The sequence below is a fragment of the Collinsella sp. TM10-22 genome, assembly GCF_003466125.1.
In the GTDB taxonomy this organism is placed as follows: domain Bacteria; phylum Actinomycetota; class Coriobacteriia; order Coriobacteriales; family Coriobacteriaceae; genus Collinsella.
On record NZ_QSOC01000006.1, the window covers coordinates 94116 to 110298 of the forward strand.

General features: G+C 60.7%; 12 protein-coding genes. 8 read left to right on the top strand and 4 right to left on the bottom strand.

What is annotated here, in order from left to right; translation table 11 throughout:
* Positions 1-114 precede the first annotated feature (114 nt).
* From DXD94_RS07600 to DXD94_RS07610, 4 genes are all read left to right on the top strand, one after another.
* Positions 115-879: a ChbG/HpnK family deacetylase gene (locus DXD94_RS07600; protein WP_117734532.1), complete on the top strand. Its 765-nt coding sequence runs from the start codon at positions 115-117 to the stop codon at positions 877-879.
* A gap of 400 nt (positions 880-1279) precedes the next feature.
* Positions 1280-1459 (top strand): hypothetical protein, encoded by a 180-nt coding sequence (locus DXD94_RS09675; protein WP_158550198.1) that lies wholly within the window; start codon positions 1280-1282, stop codon positions 1457-1459.
* Between the two features lie 66 nt (positions 1460-1525).
* On the top strand, positions 1526-2071 hold the full coding sequence (locus DXD94_RS07605; RefSeq protein ID WP_117734531.1) for a metallophosphoesterase: 546 nt from the start codon (positions 1526-1528) through the stop codon (positions 2069-2071).
* A 138-nt stretch (positions 2072-2209) separates the two neighbouring features.
* Positions 2210-3967, top strand: coding sequence for a DUF2130 domain-containing protein (locus DXD94_RS07610; protein ID WP_117763702.1), 1758 nt, complete (start codon positions 2210-2212; stop codon positions 3965-3967).
* A 79-nt stretch (positions 3968-4046) separates the two neighbouring features.
* On the opposite strand, the gene DXD94_RS07615 is transcribed toward DXD94_RS07610, so the two are convergent.
* From DXD94_RS07615 to DXD94_RS07625, 3 genes are all read right to left on the bottom strand, one after another.
* Entirely contained in the window at positions 4047-6728 is a 2682-nt protein-coding gene (locus DXD94_RS07615) for an RNA helicase (RefSeq protein ID WP_117763703.1), read from the bottom strand.
* A gap of 309 nt (positions 6729-7037) precedes the next feature.
* On the bottom strand, positions 7038-7877 hold the full coding sequence (locus DXD94_RS07620; RefSeq protein ID WP_117763704.1) for a tRNA (guanosine(46)-N(7))-methyltransferase TrmB: 840 nt from the start codon (positions 7875-7877) through the stop codon (positions 7038-7040).
* 117 nt (positions 7878-7994) lie between these two features.
* On the bottom strand, positions 7995-8867 hold the full coding sequence (locus DXD94_RS07625) for a class I SAM-dependent methyltransferase (protein WP_117734527.1): 873 nt from the start codon (positions 8865-8867) through the stop codon (positions 7995-7997).
* 265 nt (positions 8868-9132) lie between these two features.
* On the opposite strand from DXD94_RS07625, the gene DXD94_RS07630 reads away from it, so the two are divergent.
* The 4 genes from DXD94_RS07630 to DXD94_RS07645 all read left to right on the top strand — a co-directional run bounded on the left by DXD94_RS07630 (position 9133) and on the right by DXD94_RS07645 (position 13626).
* Positions 9133-9849: a helix-turn-helix domain-containing protein gene (locus DXD94_RS07630; protein WP_117763705.1), complete on the top strand. Its 717-nt coding sequence runs from the start codon at positions 9133-9135 to the stop codon at positions 9847-9849.
* Positions 9849-10745 carry a DUF4097 family beta strand repeat-containing protein gene (locus DXD94_RS07635; RefSeq protein WP_158564862.1) on the top strand — a complete coding sequence of 299 codons (897 nt, stop codon included), beginning with the start codon at positions 9849-9851 and terminating at the stop codon, positions 10743-10745. Before DXD94_RS07630 ends, DXD94_RS07635 begins: the two co-directional genes overlap by 1 nt.
* A 97-nt stretch (positions 10746-10842) precedes the next feature.
* Positions 10843-12750, top strand: a complete 1908-nt coding sequence (locus DXD94_RS07640) for an elongator complex protein 3 (protein WP_117763707.1) — start codon at positions 10843-10845, stop codon at positions 12748-12750.
* Positions 12751-13626: a spermidine synthase gene (locus tag DXD94_RS07645; protein ID WP_117763708.1), complete on the top strand. Its 876-nt coding sequence runs from the start codon at positions 12751-12753 to the stop codon at positions 13624-13626.
* Positions 13627-13744: 118 nt separating this feature from the next.
* Here DXD94_RS07645 and DXD94_RS07650 read toward each other — a convergent pair whose 3' ends face one another.
* Positions 13745-16183, bottom strand: a complete 2439-nt coding sequence (locus tag DXD94_RS07650) for a DEAD/DEAH box helicase (protein WP_117763709.1) — start codon at positions 16181-16183, stop codon at positions 13745-13747.

The following is a 16183-nucleotide window of genomic DNA, read 5'->3' on the forward strand; positions in this document are numbered from 1 at the left end:
CGGTCACAAGTCCGCAAGCTGCGACTGGAGCCTTGGATTCTTCGAGCTGTAATTCTCGAACCACCACAAAGGTATCCACTTGTGGTGAGTTTTCCATAGATTGGGGGAGTTGTTATGAAACGGCTTTTAATCCGTGCCGATGACATTGGGTATTCGTATGCCGTTGACCTGGGAATCGCCCGCAGCGTCAACGAGGGTCTGGTGCGCTCGGTAGGCCTTATGCCCAATATGCCCGAGGCCGAACGTGGCTGGTCGCTCGTGGCAGACGCCGGTGTTGCAGTGGGCCAGCATACCAACGTGTGTCTGGGTAAGCCGTGTGCCGACCCGGCGCTCATTCCGAGCATGCTCAACGAGAACGGTGAATTCCATAGCAGCCGTACCTTCCGTGAGCATTTTAAGCGCGGTGAGGAGTTGATAGACTTCGACGAGGCCTGCATCGAGATCCGCGCGCAGCATGACCGCTTTGTCGAGATCGTGGGTCGCGAGCCCGATTACTTTGAGGCCCATGCCGTCATGAGCAAAAACCTTAACCGAGCTATCTCTGCGGTTGCCCAGGAACTGGGTCTTAAGGAGCAAAAGGCGAGCTTCGACCCTGTGGCAGTGGTGCATTGCGGAGATGCCGACCTGCGCATGGTGATGCGCTCGATGGAGCCGGGCTACGAACCCAAAGAGGCAATCATGCAGACGGTCCGCGAGATGGTAGAAGGTGAGACGGTGATCTTTGTCTGCCATCCGGGTTATCTCGACCGCTTTATCCTCGAGAACAGCTCGCTTACGACCGATCGCACCAAGGAAGTCGATGCTCTGATCGATCCCGGGCTTCGCGCTTGGCTTGAGTCTCAACCCGATCTTCGCCTGATCGACTACCGCGACCTGTAAGGACTCAAGCCGCCACAAAGGGGACAGGCACCTTTGTGGCGGTTTTGGCGCCGTTGCCATTATGGCGGCGGCGCCTTTTTTTCCATGCGGCGCAATAGAGTCAGGGCAACGTGTCATGCGTGCCTTTTTGTGCATTAGAGTCGATGGCATAGGAATAAACAAAGTGGCCGCCCCGCGTAAGCGAAGACGGCCACTTCTCACGATGAAAACGTGTATCGGAGTTGGCAAGACCCGCGGCAACGGGTGCCATCCGTGTTCCCATCTTATCTGCAAGCGCTCTGTCGCGCAAGCGTTGCGGCAAACGATTGAAGGATGCAGACAGGATGAATTTGTGTCCGCACGGGCCCGTAGACTTCTCAACTATGTGGTGGACGCTCGCTAACCGGCAATGGAGGCGGTCATGTTTGATGATGACGAACTGTTCGATCTGACAGACGATCCGTTTGAGTGGGATCTGCTGCTCGATGATGACGAGCTGGGGCAGGACCGTAAAAAGCGGCAGGACAAGAAAGCCCAGGGCGACGCTTCGAAAAAGCAAGACAAACGTCGCCGGGGTCTGTTCGGCGGGCTCTTTGGGTAACTGTCGCATCGCTGCGTCTGTATACTAAACAGGTCTTATAGGCATTGCGAAATGAGGACGTAGACGATGATGTGGTTTACCGCCGACCTGCACCTGGGTGATACGAATATCTTGCACGACATGGATCGACCGTTTGGTTCGATCGAGGAGATGAACCGCAAGGTCATCGATGCCATCAATGAGTGTGTTGCTGCGGATGACCGCCTCTATATTCTGGGTGACTTTACCTATCGTTTGCCCCTGGCGGAGGCGGTGCGCCTGCGCGAGCGTATCGAATGCAAGAACGTGGCGCTCATTCGTGGCAACCATGACGGCGATTGGGAAGATCCGGACGCGCCGCATATTTGGGATGAAGTGCGCGATTATCTGGAGGTCGCTCCCGGTTACGCCAAGGGCCATCGTCTGGTGATGAGCCACTACCCCATGCTCAGCTGGAATGGCAAGGCGCGCGGTGCCATCATGCTGCACGGGCACATTCACAGCAGGGGAGACCGTGCCAACGTCCGCAACCGCGATCGCGAGCGCCCGGTTCTGCGCTATGACGTGGGACTTGACGCTAATGGCTACAAGCCCGTAAGCCGCGACCAGATCCTAGACTTTTTTGGGCTGTAATTCTCGAACCACCACAAAGGGGACAGACACCTTTGTGGTGGTTTTGGCGCCGTTGCCATTATGGCGGCGGCGCCTTTTTTGTCCGTGCGGCGCGGTAGAGTGTATGCGGTTGATATTTGCGTCCATCGAGGAGCTGCCATGAACGAGATTAAGTGCCCGCATTGCGGCGAAGTTTTTAAGGTCGATGCGTCCGGCTATGCGGATATCGTCAAGCAGGTGCGCGATACCGAGTTCTCGCACGACCTGGATGAGCGTGTGAAGGCGGTCCAGCGCGAGGGCGAGCGGGCGCTGGAGCTTGAGCGCTCGCGTTCGGCGGCCGCTTTGCAAAAGGCGGAGTCCCAACGTAACGCCCAGCTTGTCGAGCAGAAGAATGCCGCAGCTCAACAGCTGGCGCAAGAGGTCGCCAAGCGCGATGCCGAACTTGCCGAGCTGCGCGCCAAGCTCGAGGGCGCTGCTGCAGAGCGCGAGAGCGCAAGCCAGCGCGCGGCGGTAGAGGCCCGCGCCGATGCTCAAAAGGAGAGCGCCGAGCTCCAGCGCGAAATCGACAGCTTGCGCGCACAGCTGGGACGTAAGGATGACGAAGCCAAGCTTGCCGAGTCGGCGGTGCGTAACGCTGTTCAAAGCGATCTGGCCGCACGCGATGCGCAGATTGCCGAGCTGCAGGCCAAGCTTGCCGCGGCGGACAAGGCCCAGGAGATGGCGCTTGCCGCGGCCGCGGCCGAGTCGCAGCGCGCGCTTGATGCTGCTCGCAGCGAGGCTGAACGCACATTTGCTGACTATCAGGCGAAGGTGCAGGAGAAGTTTTCCGCCGCAAAGGCTCAGTCTGAGCAGGAGGCTGAGGGCCTGCGCGCCCAGCTGCGCGAGCAGGAGCTGACAGCAAAAATGAACCTGTCGGAGGCGGTTGCCGCGGCGGAGCGAGAGCGCGACGAGGCGCGTGCCAAGCTGACGAGCGAGCTGGCGGTGCGCGATTCGCGCGAGGAGCAGGCCAAGGCGGCACACGAGCTCGAACTTGCGCAGACCAAGCGCGCGAACGAGGAACTGATTCGCTATAAGGATGAAGAGATTGAGCGCCTTAAGGACATGAAGGTCCGCCTGTCCACCAAGATGGTGGGCGAGTCGCTCGAGCAGCACTGCGAGACCGAGTTTAACCGCCTACGCATGACGGCGTTTCCCAACGCGTACTTCGAGAAAGACAACGATGCGTCCGAGGGCACCAAGGGCGACTTTATCTTCCGTGAGTGTGACGCGAGCGGCAACGAGATCATTTCGATTATGTTCGAGATGAAAAACGAGAACGACGAGACCGCGACCAAGCATAAGAACGAGGACTTCTTTAAGAAGCTCGACCACGATCGTCGCCAGAAAGGCTGTGAGTACGCGGTGCTCTGCACGTTGCTCGAGCCCGAGAGCGAGCTTTATAACGCAGGAATCGTGGACGTGAGCTATCGCTACGAGAAGATGTACGTGATTCGCCCACAGTTTTTCATTCCCATGATTACGCTGCTGCGCAACGCCGCTATGGGTTCGCTTCGCTATAAGCAGGAACTGGCGGAGTACAAACAGCAGAATATCGATGTCACGAACTTCGAAGCCAAGATGGAGAAGTTCAAGGATGGCTTCTCGCGCAACTACAACCTGGCGAGCAAGCAATTCGAGTCGGCAATCAAGGAGATCGATGCCGCCATTAAGCAGCTCGAGAAGACCAAGGACGACTTGCGCCGCAGCACCGAGAACCTACGCTTGGCCCACAACAAGGCCGATGAGCTTACCATTCGCAAGCTCACATGGGGCAACAAGACCATGAAGACAGCGTTTGACGAGGCGCGCGAGGCTGCGCCAGAGTCAAGCAATGAGCCGGCCGAGGCGGATTCGTATGAGGTTGAGGATGCCGAGTAGGGCATAGTCGATAGCGCAAAAGCGGGGCCGCTGGCGATGTTGCCAGCGGCCCCGCTTCATTTCGTTCCAGTATGTACGGCTACTCTTCGAGCAAGTCCTCGATAAAGCCGACGCGGTAGTTTTTGAAGATGACCTCGCCGCCGTCTTGCGTGGCATCCAGGTCGACATCGCCCATGATGCCAAAGTCGTGGTCGCCGTCCTCGTCGGCAAAGATCTGGTGCACGTGCCACACGTGCGCGGTCTTCTCGTCGGATTCATCGATGGAAAACATTGCGGCGCTGCGCGCGTCGCCGTTGGTGAGAATCTCCTCGTGCTGCTCATGGTAGGCATCGAGCGCTTTTTGCCAACGGATTTCGCTCATGCCCCAGTCGTCGTCGAGCTCACCCAGGTCGCGCACGTGCCCGCGGGCGGCAAGGGTCACGCGGCGGAAGAGGGCGTTGCGCACCAGTAGCGTGCAGCCGCGGCGGTCCGCCACGACCTCGTCGATGCCTTGCGGCGGCGCAGCGTCGAGTGCCGCCGGGTTGCCGGCGTTTTCCCACTCGTCCACCAGGCTCGAGTCCACCGAGCGCACCACAAAGCCCAGCCACGAGATAATGTCGCGCAGGCGCTCGTCGCGCTTCTCGATGGGTACGGTGCGGTCGAGCGAGCGGTAGGCCTCTGCCAGGTAGCGCAGCAAAATGCCCTCGGAGCGGGCGATTCCGAGCTTTTGGATATAGCCCTTAAAGTCGCTCGCGCTCTCCAACATGTCGCGCAGGACGCTCTTGGGCGAGAGCTGGTAGTCGTTTGCCCAGGGCACTTCCTGGCAGTACTTGTCAAAGGCGGCATCGAGCAGCTCCTCGAGCGGCTTTTCGTACGTGACGTCCTGAATGCGCTCTAGGCGTTCCTCATATTCGACGCCGTCGGCCTTCATCTCGGCCATAGCGCGGTCGCGCGCGGCACGCTCCTGGGCGCGGAGCACCTGCTTAGGGTCTTCGAGTGTGGCCTCGACCATGCTGATGAGATCCATGGTATAGGTCTCGCTCTCGGGGTCGAGCAGCTCCAGCGCGGCAAGCAAAAATGGCGAGAGCGGTTGATCGAGCGCGAAGTCCTCGGGCAGATCGACCGTCAGCGCATAGTCGATGTCTGGCGTGGCGTCGGCCGGGGCGTTGGGTGCGGGCGGCACCTCGGTACGCACGACGACGCCGGAATCGATGAGCGTGGCGAAGATTTCGTCGGCGCGAACCTCGAGCTTGGCCTTTTCCTCGGGGGTCTGCAAGCTTGTCTCGATAAGGTCGTGCACGCGGGCGCGGGCGTCGCCGTCCTGCTCGACTACGCTAATCACCATAGAGTGCGTGATGCGCAGGCGCGGCTTGAGTGTCTCGGGCTGCGTCTCGATCAGGCGCTCAAAGGTCTGCTTGTTCCAGGTGACAAAGCCCTCGGGCGCCTTCTTCTTTTTAATCTTGCGAAGCTTCTTGGGATCGTCGCCCGCCTTTGCCATGAGCTTGGCGTTTTCAATCTCGTGCTCAGGTGCCTCGGCAATCACCATGCCCTCGGTATCGAAGCCCGAGCGGCCGGCGCGACCGGCAATCTGGTGGAACTCGCGGGCACGCAGGCGACGCATCTTGTAGCCATCGAACTTGGTGAGTGCGGTGAGCACCACGGTGTGGATGGGTACGTTGATGCCGACGCCGAGCGTATCGGTACCGCAGATGACGGGCAGTAGGCCCTGCTGCGCCAAGCGCTCGACCAGCAGGCGATAGCGCGGCAGCATGCCGGCATGGTGCACGCCGACGCCGCATCCGAGCAGGCGCTTGAGAATCTTGCCAAAGGCCGTGGAGAAGCTCGTGCCTTTGGCGGCTTCCTTAATAGCCTCGCGTTGCTCCTTGCTGGCGATGCCAAAATTGGCGAGTGACTGCGCCGTTGCAAGTGCGGCATCCTGGCTAAAGTGCACGATATAGAGTGGGGCTTCGCCACGGCGCATGGCGAGCTCGACCGTACCCTCGAGGGAGGTCGTCACATAGTCGTAGCTCAGCGGTACGGGGCGTGGGGCATCGACGACCAAGTCACAGGCAGCGCCGGTGTGCTCCTCGAGTGAGGCGGCGATCGCGGTGACATCGCCGAGCGTGGCGCTCATGAGCATGAATTGTGTGTGAGGCAGGGTGAGCAGCGGTACCTGCCAGGCCCAACCGCGATCGGGGTCGGCAAAGTAGTGGAACTCGTCCATGGCGACGCAGCCCACGTCGGCATCTTCGCCCTCGCGCAGTGCGTCGTTAGCAAGGATCTCTGCCGTGCAGCAGATGACGGGCGCCTTGGTGTTGATGTGCGTGTCGCCGGTGATCATACCGACGTTATCGCGGCCGAGCACCTGTACCAGGTCGAAGAACTTTTCGCTGACCAAGGCCTTGATAGGGGCCGTGTAATAACAGCGTTTGCCCTGCGCCATGCCCATAAAAAGCATGCCCAGCGCGACGAGCGATTTACCCGATCCGGTCGGCGTGCCTAAGATGACGTGATCGCCGGCGGCCAGGTCCATGAGGGCCTCTTCTTGGTGGTCCCACAGCTCAATGCCGCGGTCGCTCGTCCATTCAAAGAAGCGCTCGAAGGCCTGATCGGGCGTGAGCCACGGTTCGGGCTCGCTGCCATCCTCGGGCTCCCACCAAGTGGGGGAGAGCGCGCCGAGCGAGCCGAACTCTGCCTCGGTTCCCGTGCCGCCCGAGAATGAGCTGGCGGCGCCGGCGCCGGAGACAGTGCTGGCGGCGGTATCTGTCGTGGTCTGTGCCATGTGGTTGCTTTCTCTCGCGTTTGTCCGCCAACTATTATGGCGTAGCGTCGCATCGATACGTTCGCAGGCAAGAAAATGCAGGAAACGGGCGTTCTGCCCAGCTGTTTGGGGCGGCCGCTAACTAAGTGAGTAGGCTTTTTGCGATATCGCGAGCACGCGAATTTTACGCAAGGGCTCTACCTGCGATTTTAGTTTTCGCCATACGGGTCGTGCTTGGCTATTGCCAAAAAGTCTACTCACTTAGGTTTGAGGGTCGTTCGTCGGCGCCTATTTGCGTTTGGCTACCGGCGCCGCGACTGCCAAAAGCCCCTAGGACTCTTGCGGCAGGCGCTTCTTGCCCTTGCGGGCGCGGTTTTTAAAATTCTCGACGGCCTCTTCCATGCCCAGGGGCACGTACGTGAGCTCATTAAGGTCGTCGGGCAGGTAGCAGGCAAGACTTTGCTCCTGCATGCGCCCCGCCGTGAGCTCATCGTCACCGGGCTGTGCGCCGGGTGTGGCGCAAATGCCGTAGACAACGGCACCCATCTCGCGCGTACGGCACTCATATTCGGTCTCGGGATACTCGGGATGGTCGCGGCGGACGTCGTCACTTATCCAACGCGTGTCGTAGCCTGCCGCGGCAAACTGCCCCAGGGCGTAGTCGCGCAATGGTTTACTGTCGGTGCGCAGCGTGACGGTGGCGCCGGCTGCAAGGAGCGGGCGGTAGAGCATCAGATGGTCAACATGCACGAGTCGTTTTTTGGCGTACTTGGCTTTGGGCTGCGGCGTGGGAAAGTTGATGGTGATGGCATCGAGCTCGCCTGCGGCAAACAGCGCGGGCAACGCTGCAGCGCCTCGGGGCAGGACGAGTGCATTGGACAGCTCCTGCTCGCAGATTTTCTGTGCGGCATAGGCGATGCAGATGGGCTCCTGGTCCATACCGACAAAGAGCATGTCGGGTTCACGGCGAGCTCGCTCAACCAGATAGGTGCCTTTGCCGCAGCCTAGATCCAGATGAAGGCGGGTAAAGGACAGGCCGCCGGCTGGCGCGCAGGCTTCGCGCCAATTCCCGGCATAGGCCTCGGGGTTCGTCTCAATCGCATCGGCGTAGCGCTCCAGGCGCTCTTCGAGCACAAAGTTCTTAGGCGTGCGAACGTGGACGGCTCCCATGAGGCTCCTTGGTTATACGCATGGAACGCATGACTGCGCGTTCGGTCAACGGGCTGGAAAAGGTGGGCATGGTTTGCCCGGAAGTTGCGGCGCGACTCGGCGGCGGGTCGCCGATGCCTACAGGCGCTTGAGGATCACATAGCGGTTGAGCTCGCCGCTGCGACCGTCGGCGTGGAAACGCTCGAGCTCGCGTACGGGAACCTCGCCACTCTTGTAGAACGTACGAACGCCGCGCACCAGGTCGGTGATCTGCTGATCGTCAAAGTGATGGCAATAGCGGTAGGCATGGCGGTCATTTTGCCATCCAATGAGGTGATCGCCGGCTTCGAACTGCGTGGAATCGTAGCCCTCAAACGGCGGGGTGAGCTCGGCGCGGGCCTCGGCGCGAACGGCTTTGCGTGCCATACGCTCGTCGTTCATAAACTCCCAAAAGCTGATGGCAATGATGCCGCCCGGGCGCGTCTGGCGCACCAGGGCGTCGAGCACGCGCACGCGATACTCGCACGACGGCACGTGGTGCATAAAGCCAAAGCAGACCGAGATGTCGGCGAGCGGGGCGTCGAAAAGCGCGTCGGGTGTCTCGGCGGGGTTGAGCTTCATGAGGGCATCGAGCACGTCGAGTTCCTGGAAGTGCAGGTTGGGGATGCGCAGGGCGTGGCCATGAGCATCGATGGCCAGGTCTTGGCACGAGTCGACGCCATAGAACTCAAGCGGGCAGCTGGCGTCTGCCGAGGGACTCGTGCCGTCGACGCCTTTGGCGGCAAGTGTGCCGCCGGCGGCAAAGTTCTCGAATCGCATATTGCCACAGGCGAGATCGAAGACGCGGACGGGATGCTCGATCGTGGCGACGTCGAGCTGCCCGAGCGCGATGTCCATGGTGCGCACCCAGCCGGGCCACGGGGCCTGGCGCGTATCGGAAAAAGAGGCGGAGTGCTCGCGATAGAACGTATTGTTGAGCTGGATGAGCGATGAGGCGAAATCGCGGTTCACGGCGCGGAACTCCCTCCGTTGGCGGTGCGGAATAAACAGTACGACCATACTACCGTTAACGCCGCAACGGGGACAACCGAGCTGCGGGTCATTGCTTTGTTTGGACGCATTTTCGCAGCTCATATGTGCCCGCAACCGTCGGTTGTCAAAAATCTCACTAGAATAGGTGGCATGCTTTTGGCGGTGGCGGATAGATTTTTAACTGTGCAAGGCGCCTTAAGAAAAAACGGTCCGGCGGCACGGCTGGCATCGCATAGGAGGAACCATGAATGTAGAAACTGCGCAGCGGCTTGCCGACCTTCGCCGCAGCAAGGGCTTTAGCCAAGAGGGATTGGCGCGAAAGCTGGGACTGTCGCGCCAGGCGGTCAGTAAATGGGAGCGCGCGGAGAGCTCGCCCGATACCGAGAACCTGATCTCGCTCGCCAAGCTCTATGGTGTGAGTCTGGACGAGCTGCTCAATCCGAGCGACGAGATCGAGGACGATATCGAGTTTGAGAATGAGGACCGCGCCCGCCAGCGCGAGGCCGAGGCGGCGGAGCGAGCCCGTACCCACGAGGCGGCGGCACGCGCTACCGAGGCCGCAACGCAGGCGAGTGATGCCGCGGCTAAGGCGGCGCAGGCTGCAAGCTGGAGCGCGCAGGCGGCTAACGCCGCGACGGCGCAAGCGACGAACGCCGGTGCGGTCAATCCGACTCCGGTGAAAGGACCGTTCCAGTCGTTCCCGTATTGGGCTGTGTGCTGGATGCTGTTCTTTCTGCTGATGTTCCTGTTTGGCGCCGGTCCCTTTGCCGCGCTGATCTTCTTTACGATTCCCATCTATCACTGGGTGGCGCGTGCGCTCGATGGTGATTGGGCGCGCGGGGATATTCAGGTTGGTCCGGCACCGGTGACAGCTAGGGCTCAGAATGTTTCCGCTGCGGTTGACGCTGACGTGACCACCGCGGCCACCGCTGAGCCGATTGCCAAAGAGGGTGATGAATGATGAAGCTTTCGCATGAATCCAAGGTGCGCTTGGGCGTTGGCATCGGAGCGTTTGTGCTCATCATCGGGCTTGTCTTTGGCATTTCGCGGCTATTGGCTCATTCCGATATGGTGCGTACGACCGGTATTCTATCTGGCAATTTGTCTGATTTTGACGATATGTTTGACGACGATGATCTCTTGGATAGCGGTAACTATTCCGCTCGGCCTCAACAACTTTCGAGCGAAACGTTTGATGCCGACGCGTTCACATCGCTTGACTTGGACGTGACGTCGGGCACGGTCGAGGTCAAACACGTCACCGGCGGCCCGGTGCGTGTTATCGAAAGCGGCCGCGTTGCGAAGGGGACGTCTGCTTCTGATGCGGCTACCCGGAACCTTGCTGAGGTCAAGGGCTCTACGCTCAAGATCAGTCAGTTCGACTACGATGATAAGCGCGCGATTGACCGCACAATTACCATTGAGCTGCCGCGAGATGTTGCGGATAGCCTGGCGGGCATTACGGCGAATGTAGGATCAGGCGACCTGACGGTCGCGGACATTGCGTGCCATGATCTGGATATAACGTTGAATTCGGGAGACGTCGAGTTTACGGGCGCCGTGACCGATACCCTGAATACCGAGGTCGGTTCGGGCGATGCGACGTTTGAGCTGAATCAGGCCCCCGCGAGCTCGATGGACGTTACCGTGGGCTCGGGCGATGTAGAGATAACGGTTCCGAACTCTACGGGCTTTAAGGCGAGCCTTACCCTGGGCAGTGGCGACTTCGAGAGTGATTTCCTTCCGCTTGGCTACGATGGCGAGACCATATTGAATTCTGAATTCGACAATGGCGATAAGTCCGCCACGTATCGTTTTGAGATCGGCTCGGGCGACGTGTCGTTTGATTCGGAGTAACGGGCGCTTTTCGAAAACCCGTAAGCATAGACGCGCTGTTTGATGAAGGCGCCGAAGCCGAGATCGGCTTCGGCGCCTTTGCCTTTACAATGGGGGCATGGAACAGATTATCTTGAACATACTCGAGGCTCTGCGTCGCGGCGAGACCGTGGACGACAAAGCGCTCGTCAAACTGATACATGCCGAGGCGCGCCGCGAGGGTGCCGACAAACGCGATTTGGCCAAGCGCCGTCTGCTGCCGTTCTACCAGCGGGTTAAACGTGAGGAGCCGGCTCGGTGGGCTGCGTGGAATGTCGATTCCGATCTGGAACGTCAACTGCTGCAGGTGCTGCGTATGAAGCCGCGCCGAACGGCCTCGGGCGTGGCGACCATTACCGTCATCACCAAGCCGTGGCCGTGCTCGGGCGATTGCCTGTTTTGCCCCAACGACCTGCGCATGCCCAAGAGCTATCTGCACGCTGAGCCGGCGTGCGCCCGTGCGGAGCAAAACTGCTTTGATCCGTATCTGCAGGTGAGCGCTCGTCTGACCGCGCTTTCGCAAATGGGGCATGCGACCGACAAGATCGAGCTCATCGTACTTGGCGGTACTTGGAGCGACTATCCGCAAGGGTATCAAACATGGTTCGTGTCGGAGCTTTTCCGTGCGCTCAATGACGATGCCGTGGCCGGCGTGGCAGCCAACCCCATGTTGGCGCGTCCGGGCATCAGCCGTGCCGAGGCGGGGCGCCTGCTCGATGACGCTCCCGCCGATGCCCTGCCGCCGGTGGTGGCGGTGCGTCGCGAGCGCTATAGGACTGCCGGCATTGCGACCGATGAGGCTGAGCTTGCCGCCGGCGTTGCCGGCGAGCAAGGGCGTGTGGATGCTGCCGTGGGTGGCTATAACCGCGCGGTGCGAAAGCTCTATGGCCCCGGCACGCCGTGGGGCCGGGTTGCCGAGTGGCAGACGGCAACAATGGAGGAGCTTGAGCGCCAGCAGCGCATCAACGAGACGGCGAAGCATCGCGTGGTGGGGCTCGTTATCGAGATGCGCCCCGATGCCGTGACGCCGCAGGCGCTCACGCTCATCCGCCGTCTGGGCTGCACCAAGATTCAGATGGGCATCCAGAGTCTCGACCAGCACCTGCTCGATATCAACGAGCGTCGCATTTCGGTGGCGCAGATCGATCGGGCGTTTTCGCTCGCGCGCCTGTTTGGCTTTAAGATCCACGCACATTTTATGCTTAACTTGCTGGGCGCCACGTCCGCGGGGGACAAGCGCGACTACGAGCGCTTTATGACCGAGGGCGCCTTTATGCCCGACGAGGTCAAGGTCTACCCGTGTGCGCTCATTGAGGGCTCGCGTCTGGTGGGATGCTACGAGCGTGGCGAGTGGCGCCCCTATACCGAGGACGAGCTGCTCGATGTGTTGGCCGATGACATCGTGGTGACACCGGCGTTCTGCCGCATTAGCCGTATGATTCGCGACTTTAGTTCCGACGACATTATGGTGGGCAACAAGAAGCCCAACCTTCGCCAGCTGGTCGAGAATCGCCTGGCGGCGCAGGGCAAGGGCGCCAAGGTGCGCGAGATTCGCTATCGCGAGATCAGCACGGCGGGCGCCGACCTGGGCGAGTTGACCCTTAACGAGGAGGTGGCGTACGAGACGCCGGTGACGCATGAGCGCTTTTTGCAGTGGGTAACGCCGCAGGGCAAGATCGCGGGCTTTTTGCGCTTATCGCTGCCCGACCGCGCATTTGTTGCCGCGCATGCGGACGAGTTGCCGACGACGCCGGACGAGGCGATGATTCGTGAGGTGCACGTGTATGGTATGGCCGCGCGCGTGGGCGATCAAGGCCAGGCGGCTCAGCATCATGGATTGGGGCGCTCGCTGGTGGAGCGCGCGTGCGAAATTGCTCGGGATGCGGGCTATGCGCGCATCAACGTGATTAGCGCGATTGGCACGCGTGAGTACTATCGCCATTTGGGTTTTTATGATCATGGACTCTATCTGCAAAAGGAGCTCTAGATGAACAAGCCGAGTGTTTCTGCCGGTGTCGTTGCCGGCGTTGCCCTGGGAGCCGCGGCGCTCGGTGCGGCCGCCGTTGCTGTTCGCGCTGCCCGTCTGCAGGTCGCGAGGACCCGCAATGGGCTGGCGCGCGTGAAGCGCGTGCACGATGAGAACGGCGACGAAGTCCGCGTGTTGGTGCAAGGCGGCGTGTACCAAAGCGCGACCTATGTTGGCGAGCGTTGGGCAGAGCCCGTCTTTGCGTACTATCGTGCGTTTGACGATGTGTTTGAGGCCGAGGATGCCATGCGCGATGCTTGTAGTCATGGCATCGACCGCATGCTTATGCTGGGCGGCGGCGGGTTTGCCTATCCCAAGTTTGCGCTGATGTCGCACGAGAACTTGCGCATGGACGTCATTGAGTACGACGCCGAGATTACGCGTCTAGCACGTCGTTGGTTCTATCTGGACGAGCTGGAGCGCACGGTGGGAGACCGCTTGCGGGTGATTACCGCCGAGGCTCGCTCGTATCTGGGCGTGACGAGCGTGGGGCATCGTCGCTACGATGTCGTCGTGAGCGATTGCTTTGGCGGTGCCGAACCCGTGCGCGAGCTGGCGACGATTGAGGCGCTGCGTTTGGTGCGGGGCAGCCTGAACCCCGGCGGTATCTATGCTGCCAATATCGTGAGTGCAAACGAGGGGAGCGATGTGACGTTCCTGCGCGATTGCGTTGCCACGGCGCTCGAGGTGTTTGCGCATGCTTGGGTGGTTCCCTGCGGCGACGCGGAATTTGGCGGCGAAGAGAACTACCTGCTCATTGCCAGCGACGGTGACTACACCTTTGCCGAAGCCGTGCCCTTCGATGCCGACTTCTTCGGCGCGGCCCTCCGCGACTAGCCTATTCGGGGCGGGCCTCTTTCGACCAGTCTTTTTGGGCTTTTTAGCTACCCCGGCAGGTAACGCGAACGGTTTGGCTGATTAACGGCAGGGATAGCTAAAAGAGCCCCGTCCCAAATTAGCTGGTCCAGCTGCGGATGCGCTGCTTCATGCCCTCGATATCGAGTACGCCTTCGGCAAAGCCCTTGCGCACGAGTTCCTCAGGAACAAATTCGTCGTAACGATCAAAGTAAGGCACCTCGCCGGGATAGATGAGCTCAATGGGATCGAAGTCCTTCTCGGCCTCGGCGGCGAGCATCTCAAAGAACGTCTCCTCGTCGGCCTTCATCTTAAACTGCATATAGTACGGTCGCGACGGGTCGAGTCCGCGAAGGCCCAGCTCAGCGGCACATTTAATCTTGAGCATGCGCTCGAGCGCCAAAAAGGCGTAGCTGCCCAGCCAGGGGAAGAGCACCCAGGTATCGCCGCCCAGGTTGATGAGCGGCTTGGTTCCTGCGCCCGAAATCTCGGCCGTATGACGAGCCTGCGCCAAGCGGGCTCTCGCGTTACCCATGAGGTACGGATATGCCGCGTGCTCGTTAAGCGCTTTGCGCATACGCTCGAGTATGTGTGTATTAATGTCGCCGGGGCAGTCGCCAAAGTAGGCCGGCACGCGACCTTTGACCTGTGTGGCAAAGACGGTATGACGCTTCCAGTCCACTTCCTCGACAATCCAGCAGTGTCCGGCGATGGCGATGCGCTCACCGGGCGGTGGCGGATTGACGATCGTGCCCAATTCGGCCGACTCGCTGCGAACGGTGAACTCCTCGTTTTCCTGAAACACGGCGTAGAACTTAAAGTTGTTAATGATGCGCTCGCCTGCGAGACCCACGATGAGCCCGCCGCCCTCGGTGATCTGAATATGGTCGATGGTAATGAGGTGACGGAGCAAGACGCGATAGTCATCGGCCGAGATGCGGTGAAAATAGCTGAGCGTGAGCACGCGCTGGGCAAGTTCTGCCGGCGTGAGCTCGCCGGTGCTGGCAAGTGTCGACATGGTCTGGTGATAGAGCAGACTATAGGGGAGTCGATCGAGCTCGGGTGGCTCGACCCACTTTTCCTCACGATAGAGTTGTACGAGCGCGATGCCCTGCAGGAGCTTCCACGGAATGGTCTCAGGCATCATCGTGCGCGGCTCGGGCTCTTCCTCGCGCATGACAAACCACATCTCGGGTGGAAGATCGCGGCGTCCTGTGCGGCCCATGCGCTGCAAAAAGGAGCTGACGGTAAACGGTGCATCGATCTGGAACGCGCGCTCCAGACGACCGATATCGATGCCGAGCTCCAGTGTGGAAGTGGTGACGGTTGTCTGTGCCTGCTCCTCGTCACGCATCAGCTCCTCGGCGGTCTCGCGCAGCGATGCCGAAAGATTGCCGTGGTGGATGAGAAAGCGGTCGGGCTCGTGTCGGCTCTCGCAGTAGCTGCGCAGCATGGAGCATACGGCCTCTGCCTCCTCGCGCGAGTTGGCAAAGACCAGGCACTTGCGGCCGCGCGTATGTTCAAAGATGTAGCCCATGCCGGGGTCGGCGTTTTCGGGCGCGGTGTCGGTGGGGTTGAGAAGCGCCTGCTCGGTCGCCCGCGGGATATCGACTTCGCCCTCGGGGGCCGAGGAAGTGCGACGATCCCTGGAGGTAACCTTGCCCCGTGCCTGTTCGCGACGCTGACGGCGCTCCTCCTGCGTGAGCTGTCCGCTGTGACGTCTGTCTTGGGTGCCGGCGGGCAGTGCCGTGGACGCTGCCGCCTCGATGCGCTCGCACGCAAGCACCTCGGCCTCTTGGGGACCAGCACTCTCGAATCCTCGCTGCTGCGCCTGGGGGCCCGAGTTGTAGAAGTGCTCCATGGAGATGCGCCACACGCGACGCGGTTCCTCAAAACGGGGGATAACGCAGCTGCGTCCCGTTCCCTGCGAGAGAAAGGTGCCCGTGCGCTCGGGGTCGCCGATGGTAGCCGAAAGGCCAATGCGTCGGGGCTGCACACCTGCCATGCGCGAGAGGCGCTCGATAAGGCAGAGCGTCTGTCCGCCGCGGTCGCCACGCATAAGCGAGTGAACCTCGTCGATGACCACATAGCGCAGGTCGCAAAACATGCGCGGGATCGCCATGTGCTTATGGATCAGGAGCGCCTCGAGCGATTCGGGCGTAATCTGCAAGATGCCGCTCGGCTTTTTAATGAGCTTTGCCTTGTGCGACTGCGAGACGTCGCCATGCCAGTGCCAGACGGGGATATCGGCCTCTTCGCACAGGTCGTTGAGGCGGACGAACTGATCATTGATGAGTGCTTTGAGGGGACCAATGTAGAGGGCGCCTACGCTTGTGGGCGGGTTTTCCCAAAACTCGGTCAGGATGGGAAAGAAGGCCGCCTCGGTTTTGCCGGACGCTGTGGATGCCGTCAGGAGCACGTTGTCTTGCGTGTTAAAGATGGCGTCTGCTGCTGCAACCTGGATAGAGCGTAAGCTCTCCCAATCGTGGGAGTAGATGAAGTCCTGGATAAACGGGGCGTAGCGGTCAAAGGCGTTCAC

Excerpts from the sequence above, each read along its gene's own strand:
- DXD94_RS07640 (WP_117763707.1), top strand. The coding sequence starts at position 10,843 with ATGGAACAGATTATCTTGAACATACTCGAGGCTCTGCGTCGCGGCGAG.
- DXD94_RS07635 (WP_158564862.1), top strand. The coding sequence starts at position 9,849 with ATGAAGCTTTCGCATGAATCCAAGGTGCGCTTGGGCGTTGGCATCGGA.
- DXD94_RS07600 (WP_117734532.1), top strand. The coding sequence starts at position 115 with ATGAAACGGCTTTTAATCCGTGCCGATGACATTGGGTATTCGTATGCC.
- DXD94_RS07610 (WP_117763702.1), top strand. The coding sequence starts at position 2,210 with ATGAACGAGATTAAGTGCCCGCATTGCGGCGAAGTTTTTAAGGTCGAT.
- DXD94_RS09675 (WP_158550198.1), top strand. The coding sequence starts at position 1,280 with ATGTTTGATGATGACGAACTGTTCGATCTGACAGACGATCCGTTTGAG.
- DXD94_RS07630 (WP_117763705.1), top strand. The coding sequence starts at position 9,133 with ATGAATGTAGAAACTGCGCAGCGGCTTGCCGACCTTCGCCGCAGCAAG.
- DXD94_RS07645 (WP_117763708.1), top strand. The coding sequence starts at position 12,751 with ATGAACAAGCCGAGTGTTTCTGCCGGTGTCGTTGCCGGCGTTGCCCTG.
- DXD94_RS07615 (WP_117763703.1), bottom strand. The coding sequence starts at position 6,728 with ATGGCACAGACCACGACAGATACCGCCGCCAGCACTGTCTCCGGCGCC.
- DXD94_RS07620 (WP_117763704.1), bottom strand. The coding sequence starts at position 7,877 with ATGGGAGCCGTCCACGTTCGCACGCCTAAGAACTTTGTGCTCGAAGAG.
- DXD94_RS07605 (WP_117734531.1), top strand. The coding sequence starts at position 1,526 with ATGATGTGGTTTACCGCCGACCTGCACCTGGGTGATACGAATATCTTG.